This window comes from Conexibacter woesei Iso977N, assembly GCF_000424625.1.
Lineage (GTDB): Bacteria > Actinomycetota > Thermoleophilia > Solirubrobacterales > Solirubrobacteraceae > Baekduia > Baekduia woesei_A.
In genome coordinates this window covers 376,878-402,445 of the sequence record NZ_AUKG01000002.1, presented here as the reverse complement: position 1 = coordinate 402,445, position 25,568 = coordinate 376,878, and the positions used below count along the sequence as shown (strand labels likewise).

General features: G+C 72.5%; 26 protein-coding genes. 11 read left to right on the top strand and 15 right to left on the bottom strand.

The window, feature by feature from the left end; all coding sequences use genetic code 11:
- Positions 1–33: 33 nt before the first annotated feature.
- Entirely contained in the window at positions 34–594 is a 561-nt protein-coding gene (locus H030_RS0114205; protein ID WP_027006596.1) for an NYN domain-containing protein, read from the top strand.
- 15 nt (positions 595–609) lie between these two features.
- Here the strand turns inward: H030_RS0114205 and H030_RS0114200 are convergent, their stop codons facing one another.
- From H030_RS0114200 to H030_RS0114175, 7 genes are all read right to left on the bottom strand, one after another.
- Positions 610–825, bottom strand: a complete 216-nt coding sequence (locus tag H030_RS0114200; protein ID WP_155892046.1) for a hypothetical protein — start codon at positions 823–825, stop codon at positions 610–612.
- Between the two features lie 150 nt (positions 826–975).
- Complete coding sequence (locus H030_RS32165) at positions 976–1,599, bottom strand: TetR/AcrR family transcriptional regulator (protein WP_035127703.1); 624 nt, start codon at positions 1,597–1,599, stop codon at positions 976–978.
- Positions 1,600–1,674: 75 nt separating this feature from the next.
- Entirely contained in the window at positions 1,675–2,574 is a 900-nt protein-coding gene (locus H030_RS32160) for a patatin-like phospholipase family protein (protein WP_051222677.1), read from the bottom strand.
- A gap of 4 nt (positions 2,575–2,578) precedes the next feature.
- The gene (locus tag H030_RS0114185) at positions 2,579–3,736 is read right to left on the bottom strand and encodes an acyl-CoA dehydrogenase family protein (protein WP_027006594.1); all 1,158 of its coding nucleotides are present in this window, start codon (positions 3,734–3,736) and stop codon (positions 2,579–2,581) included.
- A 63-nt stretch (positions 3,737–3,799) separates the two neighbouring features.
- Entirely contained in the window at positions 3,800–4,312 is a 513-nt protein-coding gene (locus H030_RS39095; protein WP_155892045.1) for a hypothetical protein, read from the bottom strand.
- A gap of 305 nt (positions 4,313–4,617) precedes the next feature.
- Complete coding sequence (locus H030_RS0114180; protein ID WP_027006593.1) at positions 4,618–5,403, bottom strand: HAD-IIA family hydrolase; 786 nt, start codon at positions 5,401–5,403, stop codon at positions 4,618–4,620.
- Between the two features lie 7 nt (positions 5,404–5,410).
- A complete protein-coding gene (locus H030_RS0114175) occupies positions 5,411–6,196 on the bottom strand; it encodes an alpha/beta fold hydrolase (RefSeq protein WP_027006592.1) in 786 nt (261 codons plus the stop codon).
- A 49-nt stretch (positions 6,197–6,245) separates the two neighbouring features.
- Between H030_RS0114175 and H030_RS0114170 the strand changes: the two genes are divergently transcribed.
- Complete coding sequence (locus tag H030_RS0114170) at positions 6,246–6,608, top strand: hypothetical protein (protein WP_027006591.1); 363 nt, start codon at positions 6,246–6,248, stop codon at positions 6,606–6,608.
- 195 nt (positions 6,609–6,803) lie between these two features.
- Here H030_RS0114170 and H030_RS0114160 read toward each other — a convergent pair whose 3' ends face one another.
- On the bottom strand, positions 6,804–7,556 hold the full coding sequence (locus H030_RS0114160) for a sulfite exporter TauE/SafE family protein (protein ID WP_027006590.1): 753 nt from the start codon (positions 7,554–7,556) through the stop codon (positions 6,804–6,806).
- A gap of 86 nt (positions 7,557–7,642) precedes the next feature.
- On the opposite strand from H030_RS0114160, the gene H030_RS0114155 reads away from it, so the two are divergent.
- The 3 genes from H030_RS0114155 to rpiA are packed head-to-tail and all read left to right on the top strand — an operon-like array spanning position 7,643 to position 10,935.
- Entirely contained in the window at positions 7,643–9,271 is a 1,629-nt protein-coding gene (locus H030_RS0114155) for a glycosyltransferase 87 family protein (RefSeq protein ID WP_027006589.1), read from the top strand.
- A 39-nt stretch (positions 9,272–9,310) separates the two neighbouring features.
- On the top strand, positions 9,311–10,273 hold the full coding sequence (locus H030_RS32155) for an ROK family protein (RefSeq protein ID WP_035127700.1): 963 nt from the start codon (positions 9,311–9,313) through the stop codon (positions 10,271–10,273).
- Positions 10,270–10,935: a ribose 5-phosphate isomerase A gene (gene rpiA, locus H030_RS0114145; protein ID WP_027006588.1), complete on the top strand. Its 666-nt coding sequence runs from the start codon at positions 10,270–10,272 to the stop codon at positions 10,933–10,935. The genes H030_RS32155 and rpiA overlap by 4 nt, the downstream gene beginning before the upstream one ends.
- Here the strand turns inward: rpiA and H030_RS37100 are convergent.
- On the bottom strand, positions 10,932–12,278 hold the full coding sequence (locus H030_RS37100) for a S8 family peptidase (RefSeq protein WP_051222675.1): 1,347 nt from the start codon (positions 12,276–12,278) through the stop codon (positions 10,932–10,934). The two genes, rpiA and H030_RS37100, sit on opposite strands and share 4 nt — an antisense overlap.
- A 97-nt stretch (positions 12,279–12,375) precedes the next feature.
- Here H030_RS37100 and H030_RS37095 point away from each other — a divergent pair, with 97 nt between their 5' ends.
- The 3 genes from H030_RS37095 to H030_RS0114125 are packed head-to-tail and all read left to right on the top strand — an operon-like array spanning position 12,376 to position 14,703.
- On the top strand, positions 12,376–13,581 hold the full coding sequence (locus tag H030_RS37095) for an EAL domain-containing protein (protein ID WP_155892044.1): 1,206 nt from the start codon (positions 12,376–12,378) through the stop codon (positions 13,579–13,581).
- Positions 13,578–14,030, top strand: coding sequence for a GNAT family N-acetyltransferase (locus tag H030_RS0114130; protein ID WP_027006587.1), 453 nt, complete (start codon positions 13,578–13,580; stop codon positions 14,028–14,030). Before H030_RS37095 ends, H030_RS0114130 begins: the two co-directional genes overlap by 4 nt.
- A gap of 10 nt (positions 14,031–14,040) precedes the next feature.
- Positions 14,041–14,703 carry an HAD family hydrolase gene (locus tag H030_RS0114125; RefSeq protein WP_027006586.1) on the top strand — a complete coding sequence of 221 codons (663 nt, stop codon included), beginning with the start codon at positions 14,041–14,043 and terminating at the stop codon, positions 14,701–14,703.
- Positions 14,704–14,716: 13 nt separating this feature from the next.
- On the opposite strand, the gene infA is transcribed toward H030_RS0114125, so the two are convergent.
- From infA to H030_RS37090, 4 genes are all read right to left on the bottom strand, one after another.
- Positions 14,717–14,938: a translation initiation factor IF-1 gene (infA, locus tag H030_RS0114120; RefSeq protein WP_027006585.1), complete on the bottom strand. Its 222-nt coding sequence runs from the start codon at positions 14,936–14,938 to the stop codon at positions 14,717–14,719.
- 183 nt (positions 14,939–15,121) lie between these two features.
- Positions 15,122–16,132: an acyl-CoA dehydrogenase family protein gene (locus H030_RS40445; RefSeq protein ID WP_027006584.1), complete on the bottom strand. Its 1,011-nt coding sequence runs from the start codon at positions 16,130–16,132 to the stop codon at positions 15,122–15,124.
- Positions 16,129–17,277: an acyl-CoA dehydrogenase family protein gene (locus H030_RS0114110; RefSeq protein WP_027006583.1), complete on the bottom strand. Its 1,149-nt coding sequence runs from the start codon at positions 17,275–17,277 to the stop codon at positions 16,129–16,131. The genes H030_RS40445 and H030_RS0114110 overlap by 4 nt, the downstream gene beginning before the upstream one ends.
- 4 nt (positions 17,278–17,281) lie before the next feature.
- A complete protein-coding gene (locus H030_RS37090) occupies positions 17,282–17,956 on the bottom strand; it encodes a TetR/AcrR family transcriptional regulator (protein WP_051222672.1) in 675 nt (224 codons plus the stop codon).
- 105 nt (positions 17,957–18,061) lie between these two features.
- Here H030_RS37090 and H030_RS32135 point away from each other — a divergent pair, with 105 nt between their 5' ends.
- On the top strand, positions 18,062–20,053 hold the full coding sequence (locus tag H030_RS32135) for an MDR family MFS transporter (RefSeq protein ID WP_035127698.1): 1,992 nt from the start codon (positions 18,062–18,064) through the stop codon (positions 20,051–20,053).
- A 12-nt stretch (positions 20,054–20,065) separates the two neighbouring features.
- Here H030_RS32135 and H030_RS0114095 read toward each other — a convergent pair whose 3' ends face one another.
- Positions 20,066–21,265 (bottom strand): ROK family transcriptional regulator, encoded by a 1,200-nt coding sequence (locus tag H030_RS0114095; protein WP_027006582.1) that lies wholly within the window; start codon positions 21,263–21,265, stop codon positions 20,066–20,068.
- Between the two features lie 63 nt (positions 21,266–21,328).
- On the opposite strand from H030_RS0114095, the gene H030_RS0114090 reads away from it, so the two are divergent.
- Positions 21,329–22,225 (top strand): ROK family protein, encoded by an 897-nt coding sequence (locus H030_RS0114090; RefSeq protein WP_027006581.1) that lies wholly within the window; start codon positions 21,329–21,331, stop codon positions 22,223–22,225.
- The gene (locus H030_RS0114085) at positions 22,222–23,352 is read left to right on the top strand and encodes a sugar ABC transporter substrate-binding protein (protein ID WP_027006580.1); all 1,131 of its coding nucleotides are present in this window, start codon (positions 22,222–22,224) and stop codon (positions 23,350–23,352) included. The genes H030_RS0114090 and H030_RS0114085 overlap by 4 nt, the downstream gene beginning before the upstream one ends.
- Before the next feature lie 27 nt (positions 23,353–23,379).
- On the opposite strand, the gene H030_RS0114080 is transcribed toward H030_RS0114085, so the two are convergent.
- Positions 23,380–25,557 carry a methyl-accepting chemotaxis protein gene (locus H030_RS0114080; RefSeq protein WP_027006579.1) on the bottom strand — a complete coding sequence of 726 codons (2,178 nt, stop codon included), beginning with the start codon at positions 25,555–25,557 and terminating at the stop codon, positions 23,380–23,382.
- Positions 25,558–25,568: the final 11 nt, after the last annotated feature.

Genomic DNA, 25,568 nt, shown 5'->3' with positions numbered 1-25,568 from the left:
CTCCGCCCGCCCGGGCGGGTAGCCTCCGCCGCGATGGCCGAGACCTTCCTGCTCGTCGATGGCGAGAACATCGACGCGACGCTCGGCGGCTCCCTGCTCGGGCGCCGGCCGGAGCCCGAGGAGCGGCCGCGGTGGGACCGGGTCCGCAAGTACGGCCAGGCGGTCTGGGAGCAGCCGGCGCGCGGGCTGTTCTACCTCAACGGCTCGGGGCAGATCCCGATGTCGTTCGTCCAGGCGCTGGACGCCCTGGAGTACCGGCCGGTGCTGCTGTCCGGGCCGCCCGAGGTCAAGGTCGTCGACGTCGCGATCCAGCGCACGCTGGAGGCGCTGGCCCAGCGCGGCGACGGCGACGTGCTGCTCTGCTCCCACGACGGCGACTTCGCGCCGCAGATCGCCGAGCTTTTGCGCGACGGCGAGCGCCGCGTCGGCGTCATCGGCTTCCGCGAGCTGATCTCGACCCAGCTCGCCGACCTCCAGGCCGACGGCCTCGAGTTGTATGACTTGGAAGACGACGTCGGGGCCTTCACGGTCGCGCTCCCGCGCATCCGCGTGATCCCGATCGATCGCTTCGACCCGTGGACGCTACTTGGCTAGGGGCCTAGCGCCGCGCTAGACGAGCGCGGCGGTGTCGAAGACGTGGAGCGCGGCGGTCAGGCGCTCGTCGCCGCCCGGGCCGCAGACGATCGCGGCGAGGCGCTCGATGAAGACGGGGCTGTCCTGCTGGGTCGGGCCGTCGGCGAGGCGCTCGGCGGCGAGGCGCAGGCGCGTCGGCGCCGGCGTTCCGGGGCTCGTCAGGAGGTCGATGACGGCAGCGGCGGTGGACATGGTCCTGGGATCGGCGGACATGCTCGGCAAGGGGAGGCTGGAGGGTGCGGGGCGACCGTCGTCGGACCGCGTTCGACGGGCGTTGTACCGGCTGCGTCCCCAGTCCTGGGTAACCAGGTTGAGAATCCGACCCAACCGGGTGATGGCGCGTCAGCGTTCCGGGTAGGCGCCGACGCCGTCGGCGAGCATGTTGTAGGCCTCGTCGGCGCGGCGCAGCAAGGCCTTCAGGAACTGCGACGGCGGGTCGCCGGCCGCGACGTGCGTGCGGAAGATGTCGGCGACGCCGAAGTGGATGCCGCAGAGCGACGCCGCCGCGTAGCGCGGGCGCAGGTCGTCCGGCCTCGCCCTCGCCTCCGTGCGGATCTCGTGCTCGACGCGGTCGACGATCCTGGCCCCCAGCTCCCGCTGGTAGGCCTGCAGCGCGGGCGTGCGCTCGACGATGAGGAAGAAGCCGGCCTGGGGCCGGTCCTCGGCGAGGTCGTCGACGCGGGTCCAGAACGCGCGCGTCATCGCCTTGAACGCCTCGACCGTGGTGGTGCCGGCGGGCCGGTCGCGGACGGTGGCGACGATGATCTCCTCGACCTCGGCGGCGCGGTCGAAGACCAGCTCCTCCTTGTTGGCGAAGTGGTTGAAGACCGTCTGCTTCGACACGCCGGCGGCCTCGGCGACCTCGCCGACGGTCACGTGATGGAACCCGCGCTCGCTGAACAGCTGCGCGGCGGCGTCGGCGATCGCGGTCCGGGTCTCGGCCTTCTTGCGCTCGCGCAGCGACATGGCGCGACCGTACCACTTGACGCTTGACCGAGTACAAAGTTAGACTCGGTCAATGCGCTCCCCAGCACATCCCGCCTAGTCGCCGAGGAGCTGCGCGATCGCTGCGCGCCCCGCGTCTGCGGCGGCCCGCAGCTCCTCGGTGCTGCGCTCGAGCTGGGAGACGGACGGCGTGCCGGCCGGGAGGCGGACGCCGAGCACGTTGGTGGTGTTGGTCGCGATCCTGGTGACCACGTCCTCGTAGACGGCGAAGCGGCCGGCGGCGAGCGGGACGAGGTCCGGGTTCAGCGCGCGCAGGCGGCGAGCGATGATGCGCTCGACGAGGCCGCCGGCGGGCGTGCGCGGGACGCCCTCTGGGCGCGTCTGAAGGACCAGCACATGGGTGGCACCAAGGTGTAGCGCTGCATCCACGGGGATCGGGTCGACGAGGCCGCCGTCGAGCCAGCGGCGGCCGCGGAACGCGACGGGGTCGCCGCCGAGCCAGGGGAGCCGCGAGGTCGCGAGCAGCCCGCCGCGCAGGTCCTCCGGCGTCGTGAGGTCGCTCAGCGTCTCCGGCCGGGCGGTGGCGACGTCGATCGCGATCGCGTGCAGCTTCCCGGACTCCGCGGTGCGGCGGTGGCGGTCGCCGTCCAGCCCGGGGTTGTTGCGGTCCAGCGTGAACGCGACGTCGACCGCGGCCCTGCCGATCAGCAGGCGGCGCGGCGCGATGTAGCGCTTGACGAGGTCGGCGTCGAGGTAGTTGTCGGTGCAGCCGCGCGCGACGCCCGCCAGGAACGCCGCGCCGTTCAGCGCGCCGGCGCTGGTCCCGACGACGAGGTCGAACGCGTCGCGCAGGTCGCGCGCCTCGAGCGCGTCGGCCATCGCGGAGGACACGACGCCGCGCATGCCACCGCCCTCCAGGACGAGCGCGAGGCGCGCGTCGCCGCGCGCCTCCCCCGCCGCCCGCGCCCGGAGCAGCTCCAGGACGGGGTGCATCATGCGGCTAGGCCCGGACCTCGCCGAGGCCCAGGTCGCGGCCGATGATCTCCTTCATGATCTCGTTGGAGCCCGCCCAGATCTTGGTGACGCGGGCGTCCATCCAGGCGTGGGCGACCTCGTACTCCTCCATGTAGCCGTAGCCGCCGTGGAGCTGGACGCAGGCGTCGATGACCAGGTTCTGGACCTCGGCCGACCACCACTTCGCCTTGGCCGCGTCGACCGCTGAGAGCTCGTGCGCGGCGTGCGCGATCACGCACTGGTCGACGAACGACTGCGTCACGTCGAGGCGCGTCTGCAGGTCGGCGGCGAGGAAGCGCGAGTTCTGGAAGGTCCCGATCGGCCGGCCGAACGCCTTGCGCGACTTGATGTACTCGAGGGTGACCGCGAAGGCCTGCTGAGCATGTGCGGTGTTGGAGATCGCCGAGCCCAGCCGCTCCTGGGCCAAGTGCTCCATCATGTGGTGGAAACCGCGGTCGACCTCGCCGATCAGCTGGTCGTCGGTGACGCGGACGTTCTCGAAGAACAGCTCGGCCGTGTCGGCCTCGTGCTGGCCGACCTTGTGGAGCTTGCGCCCACGCGAGAAGCCCTCCATGCCCTCCTCGATCGCGAAGAGGCTGATGCCGCGGCCCTTCGGGTCGGTCGCCGTGCGGGCGGCGACGATCACGAGGTCGGCGTGCGCGCCGTTGGTGATGAAGGTCTTCGAGCCGTTGATGACCCAGTCGGAGCCGTCGCGCTTGGCGGTGGTCTTCAGGCCCTGCAGATCGGAGCCGGCCTCCGGCTCCGTCATGCCGATCGCGGTGACCATCTCGCCGGAGCAGAACTTCGGCAGCCAGCGCTGCTTCTGCTCCTCCGAGGTCAGGCGCGTCAGGTACGGGGCGCACACGTCGGCGTGGATCGTGAACGACGACGAGAACGCCATCCCCGCCCGCGACAGCTCCTCGTTGAAGATCGCGTTGTAGCGGAAGTCGACATCGCTGCCGCCGTACTCCTCGGCAACCGCGACCCCCAGGAACCCGGAATCCCCGGCCTTCAGCCACAGCTCCTTCGGAATCCGCCGCTCCTCCCGGATCGACTCCCGCGCCGGCAGGATCTCCCGATCCACGAAAGCAGCAGCAGACTCCCGGAACAGCTTGTGATCATCGTCATACAGCGTGCGGTTCAGCGCCATGCGCCGAAACTATACGCACGCCCGTTCGATTTACGCGCGATGGCGGGCAGGCGACCGTCACGCCCCGTCCCTTGATGCGGGCGACAACTTCACCTTGCAGCCGAGCTTTCGCAGATACCTCGCGTTTCGTTTGTCCGTGCCGACAGAGCTCTGCGACACGGCGCGCGCCGCAACGACAACCGACTCGGTGTCGCGGCGTCCGGGGAGATGCAGCGTGACCGTCACCGTTTCGCCGTCTTGGGGGCTGACGATCGAAGGAGGCGCCTTCGGGTTGTTGATTGCCTCGACGTACGCCTCATAGCACGGCGGCCTTGTGGAGATCGTTGTGGGAATTGCGAAGGGTGCCGAACCACCATCGAGCTCGAACAAGGCTCGGATCCCTCGTTTGGTCCGCGGGAGGGGGCGGTTCATTCGGACGAAGACATAGAACTGTCCGCTGTCCTGCGCCGACACGAACACCACGGTTGGCGGAACCGCGAAGCGATACTTCGCACTTGCCGCCGGATCGGGAGTCGTCGTGCTCGACGCCGGCCTGACGCTCGTGACCGCGTCCCCAGCAGCAGACCCCATGGGGCCTCCGCTCGAGCCACAGGAGACGAGCAGGAGCCCAGAAACTCCAGCCGCCAAAGCCGAGAGACGCTTTGCGTCATCCATTCGGCTGGCAGTGCTCTGCCGGGTCATAGGACTTCAACCTCCGTCGGTCCGGGGGAGCGTTTCGGTCTCGATGAAGACCCACCCGTCGTACGCGTCCAAAGACTCACGGGTTGCCTTGCCAGACGCGACCACGCACCGGTTGCGAAACGCCGGCGGGACCACCTCCGCCGACCGCCCTGCGGCGGTCGCGCGACCGGTGGTGAGGGGCGCGTCTAGCGGGGTCAGGCGGACGTGATCTCGTCGGCGAGGTCGGCGACGGAGTCGAGGATGCGGGAGGGGCGGAAGGGGAAGAGCTCGGCGGATTCGCGGGTGGAGACGCCGGTGAGGACGAGCACGGTTTCGAGGCCGGCTTCGAGGCCTGACACCACGTCGGTGTCCATGCGGTCGCCGATCATCGCGGTGGTCTCGGAGTGCGCGTCGATGGCGTTGAGCGCGGAGCGCATCATCAGCGGGTTGGGCTTGCCGACGTAGTAGGGCTCGCGCTGGGTCGCGCGGGTGATCAGCGCGGCAACGGCGCCGGTCGCCGGAAGCGAGCCGTCGGGTGATGGCCCGGTCGCGTCGGGGTTGGTCGCGATGAAGCGCGCGCCGTTCTCGATCAGGCGGATCGCTTGGGTGATGCGCTCGAAGGAGTAGGTGCGCGTCTCCCCCAGCACCACGTAGTCGGGGTCGCGCTCGGTGAGCGTGTAGCCCTCCTGGTGCAGCGCGGTCGTCAGCCCCGCCTCGCCGATCACGAACGCGCTCCCGCCAGGACGCTGGTCGCGCAAGAACCCCGCGGTGGCCAGGGCGGAAGTCCAGATCGACTCCTCCGGGATGTCCAGCCCGGACGCCCGCAGCCGCGCCGCCAGGTCGCGCCGCGTGTAGATGGAGTTGTTGGTCAGCACCAGGAACGGGATCTCGCGATCCCGCAGCGCGGCGATGAACCGGTCGGCGCCCGGGATCGCCTCCTCCTCGTGGACGAGCACGCCGTCCATGTCCATCAACCAGGACTTGATCTCACGCTTGGACATCAACAACTCAGACCCGCTCGAGGAAGGACACGATCTCGCGCGAGCAGCGCTCCGGCTCGTCGTCGTAGACGAAGTGCCCGGCACCATCGACGACCACCAGCGACGTGTCGTCCAGCTCGGCGTCGAAGCGATGCGCGCCCGCGACCGGCGCGAACGGGTCGTCCGCACCCCACAGGATCAGCGACGGCGCCTGCACGCCGGCCAAGTCATAGTCCTCGATCTCCGAGAACTCGCCGGACCGGTACAGCGACAACATGCCGCGCCGCCGCTCCTCCGACCCATAGGCCTTGAAGTACTCGTCCAGCGCGCGGTCATCCATTCCAGGGCTCACCGACCGAAGCATGGCGGCGAACCCCTCGCGGTCAACCCCGTCGATCAGCGCTTCCCCCTGATCGGGCGTGCGCATCACGTCGGCAAGCCCGTGCCACCTGCCGTCGGCGAAGAACCCCGTGTTGCTGATCACCATCGCGCGCACGAGATCCGGGTGCTCGCACGCCCAGCGCAGGCCGATCAGCCCACCCCAGTCGTGCATGACCAGGACGACCTCGCCGAGCTCCTGCTCGCGGTGGAACTCGTCCAGCGCACCGACGTGATCGGTCCACGTCCCGCGCAGCCCGCCCAGCGGCGAGTCGCCATACCCCGGCAGGTCCGGCGCGACCGCCTGCCAGCCGGCGTCGGCGACCGCCTCCAGCTGGTGGCGCCACATGTACGACGTCTCGGGCCACCCGTGCACGCACAGCACCGTGCCCCTGGGCTCCTCGACCGGCAGCGACTCTCGGTAGACGAGTGGCATCTCGACGGCCAGCCTACCCCGGCCGCAACCTGGGTAGGTTGCCGCCCTGATGCCCCGCCTCTTCAAGAACGCCGCCGGCCCCGTCTTCGTGGGCGCCGGGATCCTGCACTTCGTGATCCCGAAGACCTACGAGTCGATCATGCCGGACTACCTCCCGGCCCATCGCGAGCTGGTCTACGCCTCCGGCGTCGCGGAAGCGGCGGGCGGCGCGGCGCTGCTCTCCAAGAACCCGACCGTTCGCAAGTACGGCGCGTGGTGGCTGATCGCGACGCTCGTCGCGGTCTTCCCCGCCAACCTGCACATGGCGCTGAACCCCGAGCGCTACAAGAAGATCCCCCAGCCGCTGCTGTGGGCGCGCCTCCCGCTGCAGCTCGGCTTCGTCCGCATGGTCCTGCGCGCGGCAAAGGGCTGAGCGCGCACATCACGAAGAGGAAACCCCGTCACTTTCTCGCGCGCCGCGCGTCTTAGGGGCGAGGACCTCTTCGCATGCGCACCGAACCCACCACCACGTCAGGCCGCCGCGTCATCGCGCTCGTCGTCGCCGCGCTGCTGCTCGGCGCCGCCACGAGCCGCGCGGACGTGCCGCACCACCACGCAGGCCCGGCGGCTAGCCCCGCAGCAGCAGCACAACCGCAACGGTGACGCCGAGCGCGATCACCGCGCCGCGCAGCACCTGATCCGGCAGCTTGCGGGCGACGCCCACGCCCAGCCGGCCGCCGACCAGCGTCCCCGCGCCGACGACCAGCGCCGAGAGCCACGACACCGGCCCGAACAGCGCGACCGCGACCGCGCTCACCACGGCGACCGTCAGCGACAGCACCTGCTTGAGCGCGTTGAGCCGCTGCAGCGGCTCCTCCAGCGTCAGCCCCAGCGCGGCGAGCAGGATGATCCCGAGCCCCGCGCCGAAGTAGCCGCCGTAGACGCTCGCGATCCCGACGCTCACGACCAGCCGCCGCGGCGCCGTGTGGTGCGCGGGCGACCGCGCGACGTAGCGCGCCACGAACGGCTGCGCCGCCAGCAGCGCGCACGCCATCAGGATCAGCCACGGCGCCAGCTTCTTGAAGGTGTCGGCAGGCCCGACCAGCAGCAGCGTCGTCCCGATCGCCGCGCCGACCGCGCTCGCGGCCGCGAGCAGCCGGACCCGCGCCCGCTGCCCCGCGAGCTCCTCGCGCGACGCGGCCGCGGACGACAGGTACCCCGGCAGCGTCGCGATCAGGTTCGACACGTTCGCGCTCAGCGGCGACAGCCCGGTCGCGATCAGCGCCGGGAACGAGACCAGCGACCCACCACCGGCCACCGCGTTGATCGCGCCGGTCGTGACCCCGGCGGCGGCGAGCAGAACGGCATCGGCGGCATCCATCAGCGCGCGGGATCTTGCCCGAACATGCGTCCAGAGGCGGACCGCCCACCTCTACCCCGCGCGCGCGGCGCCGACCGCCCGGGGAAGTGGGCCGCGTCTCCCTCCTGTCCGCGCGCCGTTCCGCGGCGCTCGTCGCCCTCGTCGTCTTCCTCGCCACGAGCGCGCTCGGGTTCCTCAAGGCACGCCACGACCCGCCGCTCGCGGTTCCGGCGGCACGCGCCCTGCAGATCGGCGCACACGACCCCACGCTCGCGCCGGTCGTCCGCACCACCACGTCCGCGAAGGTCCTCTACCTCGACGACCGCTCCGTCGGCGTCAACTGGTTCCGCGACGGCCGCGCGATCGCGACCACGACCGTCCGGACCAACGGCCACACCTACCACCCCTACGTCTACACCGAGCGCCGCGCGGCCTTCGGCGCGCCGATCGCCAACTCCTACATCGTGCTCGCCGCGCTGACGGTCCTGTTCCTGCTTGCGACGCTGCGCGGCCCGCTGCTGCGGACCCGGACCCTCGACGCGCTCGCGCTCGCCGCGTTCGTGATCCCGGTGATCCTCGTCGACCAGGCCCGCCTGACCCTGACCGAGGCCGTCGGCGCGGCGCTGTTGGCCTACATCATGGTCCGGAGCGTCGTCTTCGCCCTGCGCGCGCCCCGGCCGGAGGACGACGAGGACCAGCAGCAGCCCGTCCTGCTCCAGCGCCTCGCCGTGCCCCGCCTCGCCAAGCAGCTCGGCCTCGCGCTGCTCGCCATCTCGGTGCTCGTCACGCTGACCTCGACGGCGGTCGTCGACGTCGGGACCGCCGACATGGAGGGCGCGACCGCGCTCGCCCACGGCCTCCTGCCCTACGGCCACATGCCCGGCGACATCGTCCACGGCGACACCTACGGCCTGCCGATCTACCTGATCCACCTGCCGTTCGCGCTGCTTTGGCCCGTGACCTCGGACTGGGACGACCAGACCGGCGCGCTCGTCGTCGCGACGCTCGCGCTGCTGGCCTGCGCCGCCGGGATCGCCCGTGCCACCGGCGACGGCCGCGGCGCCGCGAGCCGCTGGCCCGCGCTGATCGCGCTGCTCGCCTTCCCCGCCGCACTGCTCTCGACCTCCTCCGGGACCAACGACGGCCTGATCGCCGCCGCGCTGATCTGGGCGCTGGCCTGGTGGGCGCGCCCCGCGCTCTCGACCGCCGTCCTCGCCGGCGCGGGCGTCGCCAAGCTCGCGCCGCTCGTCCTGCTCCCGCTCTGGCTCGCGCGCCTGCGCGGCCGCGCGCTGGTGCATGCGCTCGCCGCGGCCGTCGCCGTCGGCGCCGCCAGCCTCGCCGCGCTCGTCCTGATCGGCGGCACGAGCGGACCGAGCGACATGCTCCACGCGATGTCGTTCCAGGTCTCGCGGCGCTCGATGATGTCGCTCTGGGCGACGCTCGACCTCCAGGGCGTCCAGCCGCTCGCCCAGGCGACGACGCTCGCGCTCGCGCTCGGCGGCGCCGTCCTGGTCTACAAGGACCGCGCCCTCGCCGCCGATCCCCGCCGCGTCGCCGCGCTGATCACCGCGGTGCTCGCGGGCCTGCAGCTGCAGGCCAACCACTGGGCCCCGCTGTACCTCCTGTGGCTCGCGCCGCCCGCGATGGTCGCGCTGCTCGGCCCGCTCGGCGCCCGCGCGACCGTGCCCGCCGCGGAGCCCGTTCCGGCCGCCCGGCCGGTCCCCGCCGCAGCCTGACGTTGCCTCAGCGCCCCGAAGGGGCAAGATGCAACGCACATGCCACAGGCAGCACTCCGCGGGGGCATCGACCTCGGCGGCACCAAGATCCAGGCGATCATCGCCGACAAGGACAACAACGTGCTCGGCCAGGCCCGGCGGCCGACCCCGACGACCGGCGGCCCGCCGGACGTCATCGCCGCGCTGATCGAGGCGCTCGAGGAGGCCGCCGAGGCGGCGTCGGTCGCACCCGACGCGCTCACCGGGATCGGCGTCGGCGCGCCCGGCGGGATCGACGAGGCCACCGGCTCGCTGGCCAACGCCGCCAACCTCCCGGACTGGAGGGACCCGGTCCCGGTCGCCCAGCTGCTCGGCGACCGCTTCGGCGCGACCGTCAAGCTCGGCAACGACGTCACGGTCGCCACGCAGGCGGAGTTCACGCTCGGCGCGGCGCGCGAGTTCGACTCGCTGCTCGGCGTCTTCTGGGGCACCGGCGTCGGCGGCGGGATCATCCTCGACGGCAGGGTCTGGAACGGCCGCGGGACGTCCGGCGAGATCGGCCACATCCCCGTGCGCCACCACGGCATCAGGTGCCCGTGCGGGCGCCACGGGTGCATGGAGGCATACGCGGGCCGGCGCGCGATGGAGCAGCGCGCGCGGGAGGCGGTCGACGACGGCCAGCACACCGACCTGTTCAAGATCATGGAGGAGAAGGGCCGCGACCGCCTGACCTCCGGAATCTGGGCGCGCGCGATCGACCGCGGCGACGAGCTCGCCGAGTCGCTGATCGCCGACGCCGTCGAGGCGCTCGGCACCGCCGTGGCGTCCGCGTGCAACGTGCTCGACCCCGAGGCGATCGTGATCGGCGGCGGCCTCGGCGTCCGCTTCGGCGACCCCTACGCGCGCCGGATCCAGGACGCGATGATGCCCCACCTCTTCCACGACGACGACCCGCCGGTCATCCGGGTCGCGGAGCTGGGAGATCTCGGCGGCGCCCTCGGGGCTGCTTTGCTTGTCGCATGAGCACCAGCAGCAGCGAGGCGCTTGAGGCGCAGAAGCGCGCGGCCGCCGAGGCGGCCGCGGAGGAGGTCCAGGACGGCATGCTGGTCGGGCTCGGGACGGGCTCGACGGTCGCCTACCTGCTCCCCGCGCTGGCCGCGCGCAAGTTGAAGGACATCCGCTGCGTGGCGACGTCGGACGCGACCGAGCGGATCGGGATCGAGCTGGGCCTGGCGGTCGAGCCGTTCGACGCGCTGGACCACCTGGACCTCGCGATCGACGGCGCCGACCAGATCGCGCCCGACGGCTGGGTCGTCAAGGGCGGCGGCGGCGCGCACACGCGCGAGAAGGTCGTCGCGGCGGCCGCGGACCGCTTCGTCGTGATCGCCGACGAGACCAAGGTGGTGGAGTCGATCAGCGCGCCGATCCCACTGGAGCTGCTGTCGTTCGGCCTGCCCGCGACGCTCGCGGCGCTGGTCCCGACGGTCGTGCGCGACGGCGCGCCGCCGTCCCCGGACGGCGGGGTGATCGCCGACTACGGCGGCGACCTCAGCGACGTCGCGGCGGTCGCGACGCTGCTGTCCACGACGCCCGGCGTCGTCGACCACGGCCTGTTCCCGCCGGAGCTGACGAGCGCCGTGATCGTCGCCCACGGCGACGGCCGCATCGAGCGGCGGATCTACTAGCGCTTGATCTTCAAGGTGTAGGGGATGCTCGTCGCGACCGGGGTGGTCGTGGCGGGCTCGCGCACCGCGAGGTAGTACGTCGCGGCCTTCTTGGTGGCGTTGCGGACGGTGACCGACCTCGCGCCGGTCGCCAGCGGGCGGGCGTCGAAGGACTTGGCCTTGCTCGCGTAGGCGTACAGCTTGGTCCCCGCGCCGCCGGTGAGCCTCGCGGTTGCGCGGCCGTGCGCCTTGACGCGGATCCGGTAGACGTCGGCCGGGTCCTCGACGGGCTGGATCGTCGCCTTCAGCGTGCCCGAGCGGTACGGGTCGGCGCCGTTGTAGCCGATCCCGTCGACCTCGGTGATGAGGTCGTTGGGCTCGTAGTTGTCGGCCTGCGGCAACCTCGCGGTCAGCGCGCTCGCGAGGACCGGGAGGCCGAAGCCGGTCTTGGCGTCCCAGCCCGGATCGCCCTCGTCCCTGGCCGTCGCGCGCAGCAGGTCGGCGACCTGGCCGGGCTCGAGCCTCGGCCGCGCGGCGATCAGCCACGACGCGAGGCCGGAGACGATCGGCGCCGCGAAGCTCGTGCCGGTCTCGGTCGTCAGGCCGTCGGCGGTGCCGTCCTTGTCGAGCGCCGGCGGGAGCGCGACCGGAACCGCCTCGCCGGGCGCGACGAGGTCGACCCCGCTGCCCGGCGTGGAGAAGTCCGCCGCCGTCAGGCCGAGGCTGAGCGCGCCGACGGTGAGGACGTGCGGGTACTGCGCCGGGTAGGTCGCCGCCGGCGGATCGGGCAGTCTGCCGTCGTTGCCCGCCGAGGCGACGATCAGCGCGCCCTCGCCGTAGGCCGCGCCGATCGCGAGCCGCAGGTCGGTGCAGTCGTCCGGCGTCTCCACGCTCAAGTTGATGACCTTGGCGCCGGCGTCGGCGAGCCTGACGATCCCGTCGGTGACCTCGTCGCAGGTCGGGTCCTCGCCCGACCGCTCGTCGTAGCCCCAGGACAGCAGCGGCGCGCCGGGCGCGATCCCGATCACCCCGGCGTTGTCGGCCCGCGCGGCGGCGACCGAGGCGACCTCGGTCCCGTGCGCGGTGATCGGGTCGCCGGTCGGCGCCCGGCCGGGGCTGCCCGCCAGGATCCCGGCCTGCGCGACGTCGCTGACGGCGGCGCCGTCGACCGGGTCGTCGACGATCCCGATCGGCGCGAACGCTGCGGGCGGCTGCAGGCCGGGCGCGATCACGGTGCCGCGCGTCCAGCTCTGGCTCGCGTCCGGGGTGTCGTAGGTGGAGGCGGTCGCGCCTGGCGCCGCGAGGGCAGCGGCGAGCGCGACGGCGACGAGGGCTGCGGGACCCAGTCCGGTCGTCCGTGACATCGCGCGCCAGCGTACTGGAGGCTGCCGGCCGGCAGGACCGGTTCCGGACGCGTCGAACTTGGCGCGTGTGGAGGGAGGACCGCTGCTGACCCCTGCCGTGCTTTCGGAGCCCGGCGCCCTGGAGATGCACTTCCAGCCGATCGTGATGCTCGCGACCGGGCGGGTGATCGCGCACGAGGCGCTGGCGCGCTTCCCGGGCCTGCCGGGGATGGCGATCCCGGACGTGTTCCACGCCGCGCACGCCGCGGGGTTCGGCCCCGAACTGGAGACCGAGGCGGTCGTGCGCGCGCTGGCCGCGCCCGGGCGCCCGCGCTGGACGATGCTGACGATCAACCTGTCGATCTCGACGCTGCGCTCGCCCGTCCTGTGGCAGCGCCTCCCGGAGGACCTGGAGGGCGTGGTCGTCGAGATCACCGAGGACGAGCTGTGGGGCTTCGGCGCCGACCTCGACGCGGCGGTCGCGCGGCTGCACGCGGCGGGCGCGCGGATCGCGCTCGACGACGCGGGCGCCGGGTACTCCGGGCTGCAGCAGCTGATGCGCGTCCGGCCCGACATCGTCAAGCTCGACCGCTCGCTGGTCAGCGGGGTCGCGAGCGACCCGGCGCGCGCCGCGCTGGTGGCGTCGTTCGCGTCGTTCGCGACGCAGACGGGTGGCGCGGTGTGCGCCGAGGGGATCGAGTGCGCGGAGGACCTGCGCGCGGTCGCCGAGCTGGACGTCGCCTACGCGCAGGGGTACCTGCTGGGGCGGCCGTCGGCGTCGTTCGCCGCGCCCGACTCGGGTGCGGCGCAGCCGTTCGCGGCGTCGCTGCGCAACGGGCTGCGGGCGCTGGGCGCGCCACCGCGCGACGTGGCGACGTCGCTGGGCGGATCGGTCCCGGAGCGCTTGGCGACGCTGATCGGCGCCGCGGCGGGCGCGGACCGCGTCGACCTCTGGAGGCTGGACCGGCGCGCCGGCGAGCTGGTCGCCGTGCGGGTCCCGGACCGCGAGCCGGGCGCGCGGGTCGCGCTCGGCGACGTCCCGGTCCGGGCCCACGCGCTGGCGACCGGCGATGCCGGGCAGGTGCTGCGCGCCGACGCCGAAGCCGACCGCATCGAGCGCCGCGCGCTGGCGGCCGCCGGCTACCAGGGCGTCCTGTTGGTCCCGGTCCACGACGGCGGCGTCGTCCTCGGGCTGGTCGCCTGCTACCGCAGGGCGGCGCGTCCGTTCTCGCGCGAGGCCGTGGCGCGCGTGCGCGCGCGGGCGCTGCCGTTCGTCGCGGTGCTGTCCGGGTCGTCCGGCCTGGCGATCGCCGAGCCGGCGTGATCGTCGAGCAGGTCCCCGCGGCCGTCGTTCGACCCCTGCGCCAACGGGTCCTGCGCCCCCACCAGACGATCGCCGAGCAGGTCTACGACGGCGATGACACGCCCGGGGCAGCCCACTTCGCCGCCTTCATGGACGAGGACAGCGCGCGCGACCAACCCATAGGCATTGCCTCGATCACGCCCGAGCCCCACCCCCATTCCCCAACGCCCGGCGACTGGCGCATCCGCGGCATGGCCACCGACCCGGACCACGGCCGCGGCCGCGGCGCCGGCGCCCAGCTCCTCACCGCGTGCATCCACCACGCACGCACCGAGGGCGCCATCCGCATCTGGTGCAACGCCCGCACCCCCGCCCTCGGCTTCTACGAACGCGCCGGCTTCACCACCGAAGGCCCCGAGTTCCTCATGCCCTCGATCGGCCCCCACTTCCTGATGTCCTTGGTCCTCTAGCCTCCGGGCCATGAGCATCGAGGCGGTGGTCTTGGACATGGACGGTGTCATCGTCGACACCGAGGAGGTCTGGGATCGGGAGCGGAGGGCGTACGTTGCCGCGCATGGTGGGGCCTGGAAGGACGGCGCCACGGAGGCGATGCAGGGGATGTCGAGTGCCGAGTGGTCGCGGTATCTGCGCGACGAGCTGGGTGTGGACGGCGACGTGGAGACGATCTCGAAGGAGGTCGCCGCCGGGGTCGTCGCCGAGGTGCACCGGACGCTGCCCCTCCTGCCGGGCGCCGTCGCAGCGGTGCGGGCACTCGCCGACCACTACGCGCTGGCGCTCGCTTCGAGCGCCAACCGCGAGGTCATCGACGCCGTCCTCGACGCCGCGGACATCGCGCGGCACTTCGCGGCGACCGTGTCATCCGAGGAGGTCGCGCGCGGCAAGCCCGCGCCCGACGTGTACCTCGAGGCGGCGCGCCGGATCGGCGCAGACCCAAACGACTGCGCCGCCGTCGAGGACTCCTCGAACGGCCTGCGCGCGGCCGGTGCGGCGGGCATGGTCGTCATCGCCACGCCCAACCACGCCTTCCCGCCGGCCCCCGACGCGCTGGCGCTCGCCGCGGTCGTGGTCGACGGGATCAGGGAGGTGACGCCAGCGCTGCTGGCGTCCATCGGAGGCGCGTGAAGCGCCTCCGGCGCTACTTCATCCGGTAGACGATGCGCCCGCGGGTGAGGTCGTACGGAGAGACCTCGACGCGCACGCGGTCACCCGGCAGCACGCGGATGCGGTTACGGCGCATCTTGCCGGCGAGGTGCGCGAGAACCTCGTGATCGTCCATGTCGAGCTGGATGCGGAAGAGCAGGTTGGGAAGCGACTCGACGACTTCACCTTCAAGAGCGACCTTGTCCTCTACGGCCATGCGGCCTCCTTCATGCGTTCGGGTTCGGGGCGCGCGAGAGAGCGTCTCCGTGTGCGTCGCACACGGCCGAACCATCGCGCTGAGAGGGGTGGGACCGCACGCGAACGTGCGAGCACCTCTGAACATTGTACCCGCCCGGACGCGGGATCCCACCACCTCTTGGCCAGTCGGACCAGGCTTCGCCTACGCGGCCGTCCCCGCGAGGCGCGCGCCCACCAGCGCGATCAGCCGCCTGCGATGCAGCCCGGACCCACCGAGCAGCGCCGCGTCGACCTGCGCGCGCTTGTAGAACCAGTGCACGTCGGCCTCCCACGTGAACCCGATCCCGCCGTGGGCCTGGATCGCGTTGGCGGTCACGTCGCGGATCCCGTCGCTCGCCGCCGACTTGGCCAGCGAGGCCGGCTCGGCCAGGCCCGGACCGTCGTCGCCCGCGTCCGCCGCCCACGCCGCGTAGTACGTCGCCGAGCGCGCGCCCTCGGTGTCCTTGAGCATCTGCGCGCACTTGTGCGAGACCGCCTGATAGGCGCCGACCGGCGTGTCGAACTGCCTGCGGTCCTTGACGTAGGCCAGCGTCATCTCCAGCGCGCGCTGCCCGACGCCCACCAGCTCGGCCGACACCGCGACCGTCGCGCGGTCCAGCCCGTCGTGGCCGCCGTTGCCGAGCGTCTCCCCCTCGCCCGCCACCCGCGCCGCACGGCGCGTCGGGTCGATCGAGTCCACGACCGTGACGTCGGCCTGCTCGCGCGGCAGCAGCCGCACGACGCCGTCGTCGCCGACCAGGACGATCACCGCCGCCGCGTCGGCGTCGTTGACGAGCTGGCTCGCGCCGCCGAGCGCGCCGGTGATCTCACCGCTCGCCAGGCCCGGGAGCCAGCGCGCCTGCTGCTCGGCCGTGCCGGCCGCGCCGATCGCCTCGGCCGCCATCACGGTCGCCAGGAACGGCGACGCGGCCAGCGCGTAGCCCAGCTCCTCGCAGAGGATCGCCAGCTCGACCGCGCCGAGACCCTGGCCGCCGTGCTCCTCGGAGACCGCGATGCCCGGCCAGCCCAGCTCGACGAGCTCCTTCCAGAGCGCGTCGTCATAGGACTTGCCCTCGGCCGCCTCGCGCACCTTGGCGAGCGTCGAGCGCTGCCCGAGCAGGTCGCGCGCGGTGCGCTTGATCTCGTGCTGGTCTTCGGAGAAGTCGAAGTTCATGCCGTCACCGCCTTCAGCCGCGGCAGCCCGAGCACGCGCTCCGCGACGATGTTCTTGAGGATCTCGGTCGTGCCGCCCTCGATCGTGTTGCCGCGGGCGCGCAGCAGCTCGTAGGCCCACTTCTCGCCGGAGATCAGCGCCTCCGGGCCGAGCAGGTCGGCCGCGAACTGCACCAGCTCCTGGTTGGTCTCCGACCACATCCACTTGGTCAGCGAGCCCTCGGGGCCGGGGGTGCCGTACTTCTCGATCGTGGTCAGGCCGCGGTAGGCCGTGAGCCGCAGGATCTCGGCCTTCGTGTGCAGGTACCCCAACCTGTCGGCGACGATCGGATCGTCCAGGAGCCCGCGCGCGGCGGCCTCCTCGATCAGCTCGTCGAGCAGCTGGCGCAGACGCACCTGCAGGAAGAACGCGAGGCCGGAGCGCTCGTTCATCAGCGTGGTCAGCGCGACGCGCCAGCCGTTGCCGACGCCGCCCAGGACGTTCTCGTCCGGGATCCGCGCGCCCTCGATGAACAGCTCGTTGAACTCGGGCTCGCCGGTGATCTGGACCAGCGGGCGCACCTGGACGCCGGGCTGCTCCATGTCCATCAGGAAGTAGGTCAACCCCTTGTGCTTGGGGGCGTCGAAGTCGGTCCGGGCGACCAACATGCACCACTTGCTGTACTGGGCGCCGGAGGTCCAGACCTTCTGGCCGGTGATCACCCACTCGTCGCCGTCCTTGACCGCTTTGGTCTTCAGAGAGGCGAGGTCGGAGCCGGCGTCGGGCTCGCTGAAGCCCTGGCACCAGATCTCATCGCCGGTGAGGATCGGGGCGAGGTAGCGGTCCTTCTGCTCGTCGGTCCCGAACGTCATGATCGTCGGGCCGGCCAGCAGGATGCCGAGCACGTTGGCGGGCAGCGGGCGGCGTGCGCGGCCGAGCTCCTCGAAGAAGATCGCCGACTGCGTGATCGTCGCGCCGCGGCCGCCGTACTGCTCGGGCCAGTGGACGGCGGCGTAGCGGTCGGCGGCCAGGCGCTTCTGCCAGTCGCGGCGCCAGGCGTAGCCGGCGTCGTCGCCCTCGGGCATCTCGCCGGGGTCGTTGCTCTCGAACCAGGCGCGCAGCTCGTCGCGGAACTGCGCCTCGGCGTCGGAGAAGGTGAGGTCCATGGGACTAGGACGCTCCTCTCTCGGTTGTTGGTGTGATTGCTGCGGCGCCCTCCAGGAAGGCGACCGCCGTGAGCGTGAGCTCGTCGGTCAGATCGGGGAGCGTGTCGAGCGCCCCGGCGCGCACGCGCGCGCAGATCAGCTGGTCGACGCCGGCGCTGAGGATGAACAGCGCGTCGTCGGAAGGCATGCGCAGCTCCGGGCGCTCCTCGAGCGCGGCGCGGAACGAGCTGCGGTAGCGGTCGGCGAACGCCCGCAGCGCCGCGTCGCGCGCCGCGCCCGCGCGCGGGCCCGCGAGGTGGACCTCGAACAGGTGCGTGCGCGCGAAGCGCGGCTCGCCGGAGAGCGTCTCGAGGTAGGCGCGGATGCCGGTGCGCAGGCGCTCCTGCCAGTTGGCCTCGGGCGCGGTGGCGCGGATCGCGGTGCGGATCCGGTCGACCATCACGTCGATCCCGTACTTGTAGGCCTCGAGGAAGCACTCCTCCTTGGAGGCGAACTGCGCGTAGAAGGTCCCGCGGGAGACCCGCGCGGCGCGGACCGCGTCGGCGACCGTCGCGTTGGCGTAGCCCTTCTCGGCGACGGCCTGGATCATGCCCTCGACGAGCCGCGCGCGCTGGGAGCCGCGGGCGGCGAGGCCGGTGCCGACCTCCGGGTGCGATGCGACGAGGGACAGGTCCGTCACGGGCTGCGTACCTTAGAGGTACAGAGGCGTACCTGCAAGGTACGGACGTCCGATTCACCCTCGGGAGTGATTGCCCTGGCGGGCGCGTGGGGGTAGAAGCGGGGGATGTCCGCCGCCGCGACCACCACCGCCGCCACGCCGCCACCGCCTGCCGAGGAGTCCAGGCCGCACATCTGGGTGGTCATGGGCGGGCTGATGCTCGTGATGCTGCTGGCGTCGCTGGATCAGACGATCGTCTCGACCGCGCTGCCGACGATCGTCGGCGACCTCGGCGGGCTGGAGCACCTGTCGTGGGTCGTGACCGCCTACCTGCTGGCGGTCACCGTCGTGACGCCGCTGTACGGCAAGTTGGGGGACTTGTTCGGCCGCAAGGTCGTCCTGCAGGCGGCGCTGGTCCTGTTCCTGATCGGCAGCGCGCTGTGCGGGCTGGCGCAGGGCATGACCGAGCTGATCGCGTTCCGGGCGATCCAGGGCCTGGGCGGCGGCGGGCTGATGGTCAGCGCGCAGGCGGCGATCGGCGACGTCGTCCCGCCGAGCGAGCGCGGCAGGTACAGCGGGCTGTTCGGCGCGGTGTTCGGGGTGTCGAGCGTCGCCGGGCCGCTGCTCGGCGGCTTCCTGACGACGAACATCTCGTGGCGGTCGATCTTCTACGTGAACCTGCCGGTCGGCATCGCGGCGTTCTTCGTGCTCGCGCGGACCCTGCCGAGCGTCACGGAGCGCCGCAGGCACCAGATCGACTACGGCGGGACGCTGCTGCTCGCGGTCGGGCTGAGCGCGATCATCCTCGCGACGACGCTCGGCGGCAACACCTACGACTGGGGGTCGCCGGAGATCGTCGGGATGGGGATCGTCGGCGTCCTGGCGCTCCTCGCGCTGACCCAGGTCGAGCGGCGCGCCTCCGAGCCGATCCTGCCCCCCTCGCTGTTCAGGAATCGCGTGTTCGTCGTGTGCAGCGCGGTCGGCCTGGTCGTCGGCTTCGCGCTGTTCGGCGCGCTGACGTACCTGCCGCTGTTCCAGCAGGTCGTCCGCGGCCTGTCGCCGACGGCGTCGGGCCTGCAGCTGATCCCGGTCATGGGCGGGTTGTTGGTGTCCTCGATCGCGTCCGGGCAGATCATCACGCGGACCGGCAAGTACAAGGTCTTCCCGATCCTCGGCACGGCGGTGGCCGCGCTGGGGCTGTGGTTGTTGTCGTCCTTGGACGAGACGACCGCCAGCGGCGTCGCCGCGCTGCACATGCTGGTCCTCGGGCTCGGCCTCGGCATGGTCATGCAGGTGCTCGTGCTGGCCACGCAGAACGCGGTGTCCTACGACCAGCTCGGCGTCGCAACGTCCGGCGCGACGCTGTTCCGGTCGATCGGCGGCTCGCTGGGGACCGCGGTGCTCGGCGCGATCTTCTCCGGGCGGCTGAGCTCGGAGTTGAGCGAGAAGATCCCGACCGGCGCGTCGAAGGGCACCGAGGGCGGGGTCAACCCGGCGCAGATCGAGCGGCTGCCCGCGCCGCTGCACGACGCCTACATCGCGTCGTTCACCGACGCGCTGCACTCGGTCTTCGTCGTCGCGACGTGCGTGATGGTCGTCGCGTTCATCCTGGCGTGGTTCATCCAGCAGAAGCCGCTGCGCCAGACCGTCGAGTCGTCGGCGAGCGACATCGGCGAGTCCTTCGGCGCGCCGGTCGACACCGATTCCCTGCGCGAGATCACCCGCGGGCTGACGCGGCTGGTCGGCCGCGAGCGCACGCTCGAGTTCCTGCAGGACACGACGCGCAGGGCCGGGATCGACCTGTCGCCGAGCGCCGCCTGGCTGCTCCTGCGCGGCGGCGCACCCGACGCGCCCGACGACATCACGCTCTACCGCAAGCTCCCGCTCGTGAACCCGTCCAGGTTCGACGAGGCCCTCGCCGACCTCCAGGCCCAAGGCCTCGTCACGGCCAACCCACCCACCCACCTCACCCCCGAGGGTCAGACCATCCGCACCGACCTCGTCGCCGCCCGCACCGACGGCCTCCGCACCCTCATCGCCGACTGGTCCCCCGACGAGAACCCGGAGCTGGACCCCCTCCTCCGCCGCCTCGCCACCGAGCTCGAGCCGGCCGCCTGACGACCTTGGCGGTCAGCGGCCGTCGCCGGCGCGTTCGGTGAAGACGAGGTCGTGGGCGGTGGTGAGGGCGGTCGAGAGGGCGCCGAGGAGGATGGCGTCGGTGCCCAGGGTTGAGAGAGCGATGGGCGGGCGGAGGGGGGTGAGGCTCTCGACGGCGGCTTCGAGGTGTGGCAGGAGGAGGTTGGCGTTGGCGCCGATGCCCCCGCCGAGGATGACCAGGTTGGGGTCGATGATCGCGGCGACGGCGGCCACGACGACGGCGAGGCGGGTGGCCTCGTGCCTCACCGCTTCGAGGGCCAGCGCGTCGCCGGCCGCGGCCAGGGAGAAGATGCGCTCGGCGGTGACCGTGCCGGTCATGCCGAGGTCGCGCGCCGTGCGGACGAGGCCCGATGCGGCTGCCGCCTCCTCCAGCGCGCCGCCGCGGGAGGCCGATCCGGACCGGCCGAGCCCGCCACCGGCCAGCGGCAGGAAGCCGACCTCGCCGGCGGCCCCGCGCGCCCCGCGGTGCAGCTCGCCGCCGACCACGATGCCCATGCCGACGCCGGTCCCGACCGACAGGTACACGAAGTCCGGCGTCTCGCGCCCCAGCCCGTACGCGCGCTCGCCGAGGGCGGCCAAGTTGGTGTCGTTGTCGATCGACAGCGACGCGGTCAGCGCGGCGCGCAGCTCGTCGACCAGTCCGGCGCGGCCCCAGCCCGGCAGGTTCGGCGCGTAGCGCAGGCGGCCGGTCTCCGGGTCCAGCACGCCCGGCGAGCCGACGACGGTGTGCACGACGTCGCCCCACGCGATGCCAGCTTCTCCTACAACATCGTGCGCAAGCGACCGGACGCGCTCCACCAGCGCGCCCGCGCTGCGCGCCCGGTTGCGCTCGTCGCGCCGCCCGACGATCGCGCCCGTCAGGTCGGCGACCGCCACCCGGACCCACGACCGCCCGACGTCCACGCCCGCGACGTACGCCGCCGTCGGATCCAACTCGTACAACAACGCACTGCGCCCGCGCTCCCCCACCCGCTGCCCGGCCGGCCGGACCAGCCCGGCGCGCTCGAGGTTCGCCAGCGCCTGCCCGACGGTCGGCTTCGAGACGCCGGTCGCCGCCGCCAGCTCCGTCCGCGACGCGGCACCCCCGGCCCGCAGCCGCTCCAGCACCGCGCGCTCGTTGATCGCCCGCAGCAACCGCGGACGCCCAGGTCGCATCTGCTCGTCGGCCGCCATCGGCCCGCCAGCCTATCCGCCTTGACTCCGAGCCAATTAGGAAAGTAGGTTTCTTTTCTCTTGATGACGGACTTCGTACTGGCCATCGACTTCGGCGGCACCAAGCTCGACGTGGCGACCGCCACGCTCGACGGCGAGATCGTCCTGTCGCGGCGCCTCGACACCGACGCCGCGGCCGGCGCCGAACAGGCGGTGCAGCGCGCGGTCGACGCCGCGCACGCCCTGGCCGAGACGACCGCCGCGCAACTCGGCGGCGCGCTGCGCGCGGCCGGCGCGACGTCGCCCGGGATCGTCCAGGAGGACCGGATCCTGCTCGCCCCCAACGTCCCGGGCTGGGAGGAGCTTGCCCTGCCCGGCAGGCTGCGCGAGGGGCTCGGGGTGGACGTCGTCACCCAGACCGACGTCAAGGCCGCCACCCGCGCCGAGGCCACCTGGGGCGCGCTGGTCGACGCCGACCCCGGCATCTTCATCAACTTGGGCACCGGCCTCGCCGCCGGGATCGTCGTCGGCGACACGATCCTCACCGGCGCGCACGGCGCGGCGGGCGAGTTCGGCTACAACCTGCGTTCCCCCGCGGAGCCGCACGCGCTCGAGGAGCACGCCGGCGGCCGGGCGATCGGCGAGCGCGGAGGCTCCAGCGCGGCGGACGTCTTCGACCGCGCGAGGCGCGGCGACGCGGACGCGCAAGCGCTGGTCGCCGACGCCCTCGACGAGCTCTCCCTCCATGTCGCCAACCTCGCGATCGCGATCGACCCCACGCGCATCGCCGTCGGCGGCGGCCTCATGCACCACCAGGACCTCATCCTTCCCGCCCTACACCGACGTCTACAACAAGCCGTCCCCTTCCCCCCACCCGTCGTCCCCGCCCGCTTCGTCCATGACGCTGCGCTGCGCGGTGCGATCGCCCTGGCGATCGACCACACCAACATGATCATCTCCCGAGGAGGAGCTGCACGATGATCCCGACCCCCCGATGGGCGCTCACCGCGCTCGTCTGCCTGTCCGCCACGACAGCGCTCGCCGCCTGCGGCAGCAGCGACGACAAGGCCTCAGGCAACAACACCACCAACGCGACCAAGACCACCGACAACACCAAGGGCGGCACGATCGCCCTGCTGCTGCCGGAGACCAAGACCACGCGCTACGAGCTCCACGACCGCCCGACGTTCGTCGCCAAGGTCCAGGCGCTCTGCCCCGCGTGCAAGATCGACTACGCCAACGCCAACCAGGACCCCGTCCGCCAGCAGCAGCAGGCCGAGGCGGCGATCACCAAGGGCGCCAAGGTCCTGGTCCTCGACGCGGTCGACGCCAAGGCCGCCGTCGCCACCGTCAACCGCGCCAAGGCGGCCGGCATCCCCGTCATCGCCTACGACCGCCTGATCACCGGCGCCCCCATCGCCTACTACGTGTCCTTCAACAACGTGAAGGTCGGCGAGCTGCAGGCGCAGACCCTGATCGACAAGATCGGCGCCGCCGGCAGGGGCAAGTCCATCGTGATGCTCAACGGCTCACCCACCGACCCCTCCTCCGGGGACTACAAGAGGGGCGCGCACTCCGTCCTCGACCACGCCCAGGTCAGGATCGGCAAGGAGTACGACACGCAGGACTGGTCGCCCGACAAGGCCGAGCGCGAGATGGAGCAGGCGATCACCGCCCTCGGGAAGGACAGGATCGTCGGCGTCTACAGCGCCAACGACGGCATGGCCTCCGGCGCCATCGCGGCGATGAAGGGCGGCGGGATCGACCCCAAGTCGCTGCCCACCACCGGCCAGGACTCCGAGGTCGCCGCGATCCAGCGGATCCTCGTCGGCGACCAGTACATGACGATCTACCTGCGCATCAAGAAGCAGGCCGAGGCGTCGGCCGAGATCGCCGTCGCGCTCGCCCAGGGCAAGCAGCCGCCCGCGGGCCTCGTCAACGCCAAGACCGACAACGGCGCCGGCCAGGTCCCGTCCGTCCTCCTCGCCCCCACGGCGGTGACCAAGGACAACATCAAGGACACGATCATCGCGGACGACTTCCTGACGTCCAAGGAGATCTGCATCAACAAGTTCGCGGCCGCCTGCAAGGCCGCGGGGATCAACTAGAAGAACCCGGGGTTCGGGCGCGCGACCCTACGCGCGCCCGAACTGCTGGACCAACTCGTCCAGCCCCGCCGCCGCGCGCGCCAGGCCCTCGGCCGCGCCCGCGATCTCGACGGTCGACGCCGTCGTCTCCTCGGCCGAGGCCGACACCTGCTGCGACGCGGCGCTCGACTGCTCCGCGACCGCCGCCATCTCCGACACCTCGCGCTGGACCTCCTCGGTCTCCGCCGCGACCGCGGCCGCCGCCGAGGCGATCTCGTCGGCCCGCTCGGTCACGTCGGCCACCGCCGCGGCGATCGCCGCGAAGGCCTCCTGCGCACCCTCGACGACCACGGCCGTCGCATCGGTGCGCTCGGCGCCGTCGGCCACCGTCGCCACCGCGCGCTCGGTCTCGGCCCGGATCTCGCCGATCAGCTCGCCGATCGACGCGGCGGCCTCCTGCGACTCCTCGGCCAGCTTGCGGACCTCGTCCGCCACGACGGCGAACCCGCGGCCCTGCTCGCCGGCGCGCGCGGCCTCGATCGCCGCGTTCAAGGCCAACAGGTTGGTCTGCTCGGCGATCGAGGTGATCGCCTCGACGATCCCGCCGATCCGCTCCGAGCGCTGCGACAACGCGGCGATCGCCTCCGACACCGACTCGGTCGACGCACGGACCCCGCGCATCGCCGCGCCCGCCTCGTCGGCCCGCGTTGCGCCGTCGGACGCCACCGCCCGCGCGCGCTCCGCGGCCTCGGCGGTGCGCTGCGCGCTCTCCGCGCTGGCCCGGATCGCCGTGCCGACGCGCTCGGTGCGCTCGGACGCCGAGGCGACCATCTGCGCCTGGCGCTCCGCGCCGCCGGCGACGTCGCCCATCGCCCGCGCGATCTCGCCGACCGCGCTGCCGGCCTCCTGCGACGTCGACGCCATCATCTCGGTCGACGCCCGGACCTCGCCGGCGCGCTCGGCGACCTGGCCGAGCAGGTCGCGCAGCGCGCCCCGCGTGTTCTCATAGGCCTCGGCCGACGCGTGCGTCGCCTCGACGACGCCGTTCAGCGCCTCGCTGGCCCGCGCCACCTCGTCGCGGCCGCGGACCGCGACCGGCTCGGTCTCGGCCTCGACGCGCACGGTCAGGTCGCCGGACGCGATCGCGCCCATGCCCGACGCCAGCGCCGGCGCGTCGCGCTCGGCGACCGAGCGCATCCGGCCGACGAAGACCCGCAGCGGCGCGACCAGGCGCGTGGCGACGAGCGCCAGGCCACCCAAGACCAACAACAACACGATCGCGCCCGTGATCAGCAGCTTGTTGCGCAGCGACCGGACCGGCGCCATCGCCTCGGACTCCGGCGCGACCGTCACCAGCGACCAGCCGCCGGTGGCGACCGGCGCCCACGACACGATCGCCTTCTCGCTCTTGAACGGGTCCTTGACCGTGAGCTGGCCCGACCCACCGCGCGCGATCGACGCGCGCATCGCCGCCAGGTCCGACCGCTTCAACTTCGCGAGCGTCGACTTCCCGACGAGCTTCCTGTTCGGCGCGGCGAGGTAGGCGCCCTTGCCGGTGACCAGGAACGAGTAGCCGTGCTCCAGCACCTTCAGCCTGGCGACCTCGGCCTGCACGTCGTTCAGCGCGACGTCGACGCCGCCGATGCCGCGGAACGTCCCGTCGGCGGCCAGGATCGGCGTGACGTAGGACGTCATCAGCACGTGGATCGACGGGTCGACGTAGGGCTCGATGACCGCGTCGCGCTTCGTGCGCCGCGGCACCTCCCAGTAGTCCTCCCCGTAGATCCCGTTGTCGCCCGGCGCGTACACGAGCTTGCCCTTGTCGCGGTAGAAGTACGGGGTGAACATCCCGGACTTGGTGGACTGGCCCGCGTAGGGCGCGTCCGGGCCGTACTCGTCGTGGGCGAACAGCGCGTAGACGCCGTTGAGCTCCGGGTGCTCCAGCGCGACGCCCTTGACGAGCTGGGTGACGAGCGGGCGGTCGCCCGACTTGACGGTCTTGAAGTTCGCGGCCAGCGAGCGCGCGACCTCGGCGCGCGCCGCGCTCTGGGCGTCGATCGCGTTGGCCTGGCGCGCCGAGAGGTCGCGCAGGCCCTCCTGGACCGACTTGCGCTGGGCGTCGCCGGCACGGGTGACGGCGATCCAGGTGAGCGCGGCGATGCCGATCAGGACGATCGGCCCGACGGTCAGGACGAGCTTCGTGGCGAGGGAACGTGGGGAACGCACATCCCCAGAGT

Coding starts and splice junctions, on each gene's coding strand:
- H030_RS0114090 (WP_027006581.1), top strand. CDS start 21,329: ATGACGGACTTCGTACTGGCCATCGACTTCGGCGGCACCAAGCTCGAC.
- H030_RS0114180 (WP_027006593.1), bottom strand. CDS start 5,403: ATGTCCAAGCGTGAGATCAAGTCCTGGTTGATGGACATGGACGGCGTG.
- H030_RS32160 (WP_051222677.1), bottom strand. CDS start 2,574: ATGATGCACCCCGTCCTGGAGCTGCTCCGGGCGCGGGCGGCGGGGGAG.
- H030_RS32165 (WP_035127703.1), bottom strand. CDS start 1,599: ATGTCGCTGCGCGAGCGCAAGAAGGCCGAGACCCGGACCGCGATCGCC.
- H030_RS0114125 (WP_027006586.1), top strand. CDS start 14,041: ATGAGCATCGAGGCGGTGGTCTTGGACATGGACGGTGTCATCGTCGAC.
- H030_RS0114175 (WP_027006592.1), bottom strand. CDS start 6,196: ATGCCACTCGTCTACCGAGAGTCGCTGCCGGTCGAGGAGCCCAGGGGC.
- H030_RS0114110 (WP_027006583.1), bottom strand. CDS start 17,277: ATGGACCTCACCTTCTCCGACGCCGAGGCGCAGTTCCGCGACGAGCTG.
- H030_RS37100 (WP_051222675.1), bottom strand. CDS start 12,278: ATGTCACGGACGACCGGACTGGGTCCCGCAGCCCTCGTCGCCGTCGCG.
- H030_RS0114205 (WP_027006596.1), top strand. CDS start 34: ATGGCCGAGACCTTCCTGCTCGTCGATGGCGAGAACATCGACGCGACG.
- H030_RS0114095 (WP_027006582.1), bottom strand. CDS start 21,265: ATGGCGGCCGACGAGCAGATGCGACCTGGGCGTCCGCGGTTGCTGCGG.
- H030_RS32135 (WP_035127698.1), top strand. CDS start 18,062: ATGTCCGCCGCCGCGACCACCACCGCCGCCACGCCGCCACCGCCTGCC.
- H030_RS39095 (WP_155892045.1), bottom strand. CDS start 4,312: ATGGGGTCTGCTGCTGGGGACGCGGTCACGAGCGTCAGGCCGGCGTCG.
- H030_RS0114085 (WP_027006580.1), top strand. CDS start 22,222: ATGATCCCGACCCCCCGATGGGCGCTCACCGCGCTCGTCTGCCTGTCC.
- H030_RS32155 (WP_035127700.1), top strand. CDS start 9,311: ATGCCACAGGCAGCACTCCGCGGGGGCATCGACCTCGGCGGCACCAAG.
- H030_RS0114200 (WP_155892046.1), bottom strand. CDS start 825: ATGTCCACCGCCGCTGCCGTCATCGACCTCCTGACGAGCCCCGGAACG.
- H030_RS0114170 (WP_027006591.1), top strand. CDS start 6,246: ATGCCCCGCCTCTTCAAGAACGCCGCCGGCCCCGTCTTCGTGGGCGCC.
- H030_RS0114160 (WP_027006590.1), bottom strand. CDS start 7,556: ATGGATGCCGCCGATGCCGTTCTGCTCGCCGCCGCCGGGGTCACGACC.
- H030_RS40445 (WP_027006584.1), bottom strand. CDS start 16,132: ATGAACTTCGACTTCTCCGAAGACCAGCACGAGATCAAGCGCACCGCG.
- infA (WP_027006585.1), bottom strand. CDS start 14,938: ATGGCCGTAGAGGACAAGGTCGCTCTTGAAGGTGAAGTCGTCGAGTCG.
- rpiA (WP_027006588.1), top strand. CDS start 10,270: ATGAGCACCAGCAGCAGCGAGGCGCTTGAGGCGCAGAAGCGCGCGGCC.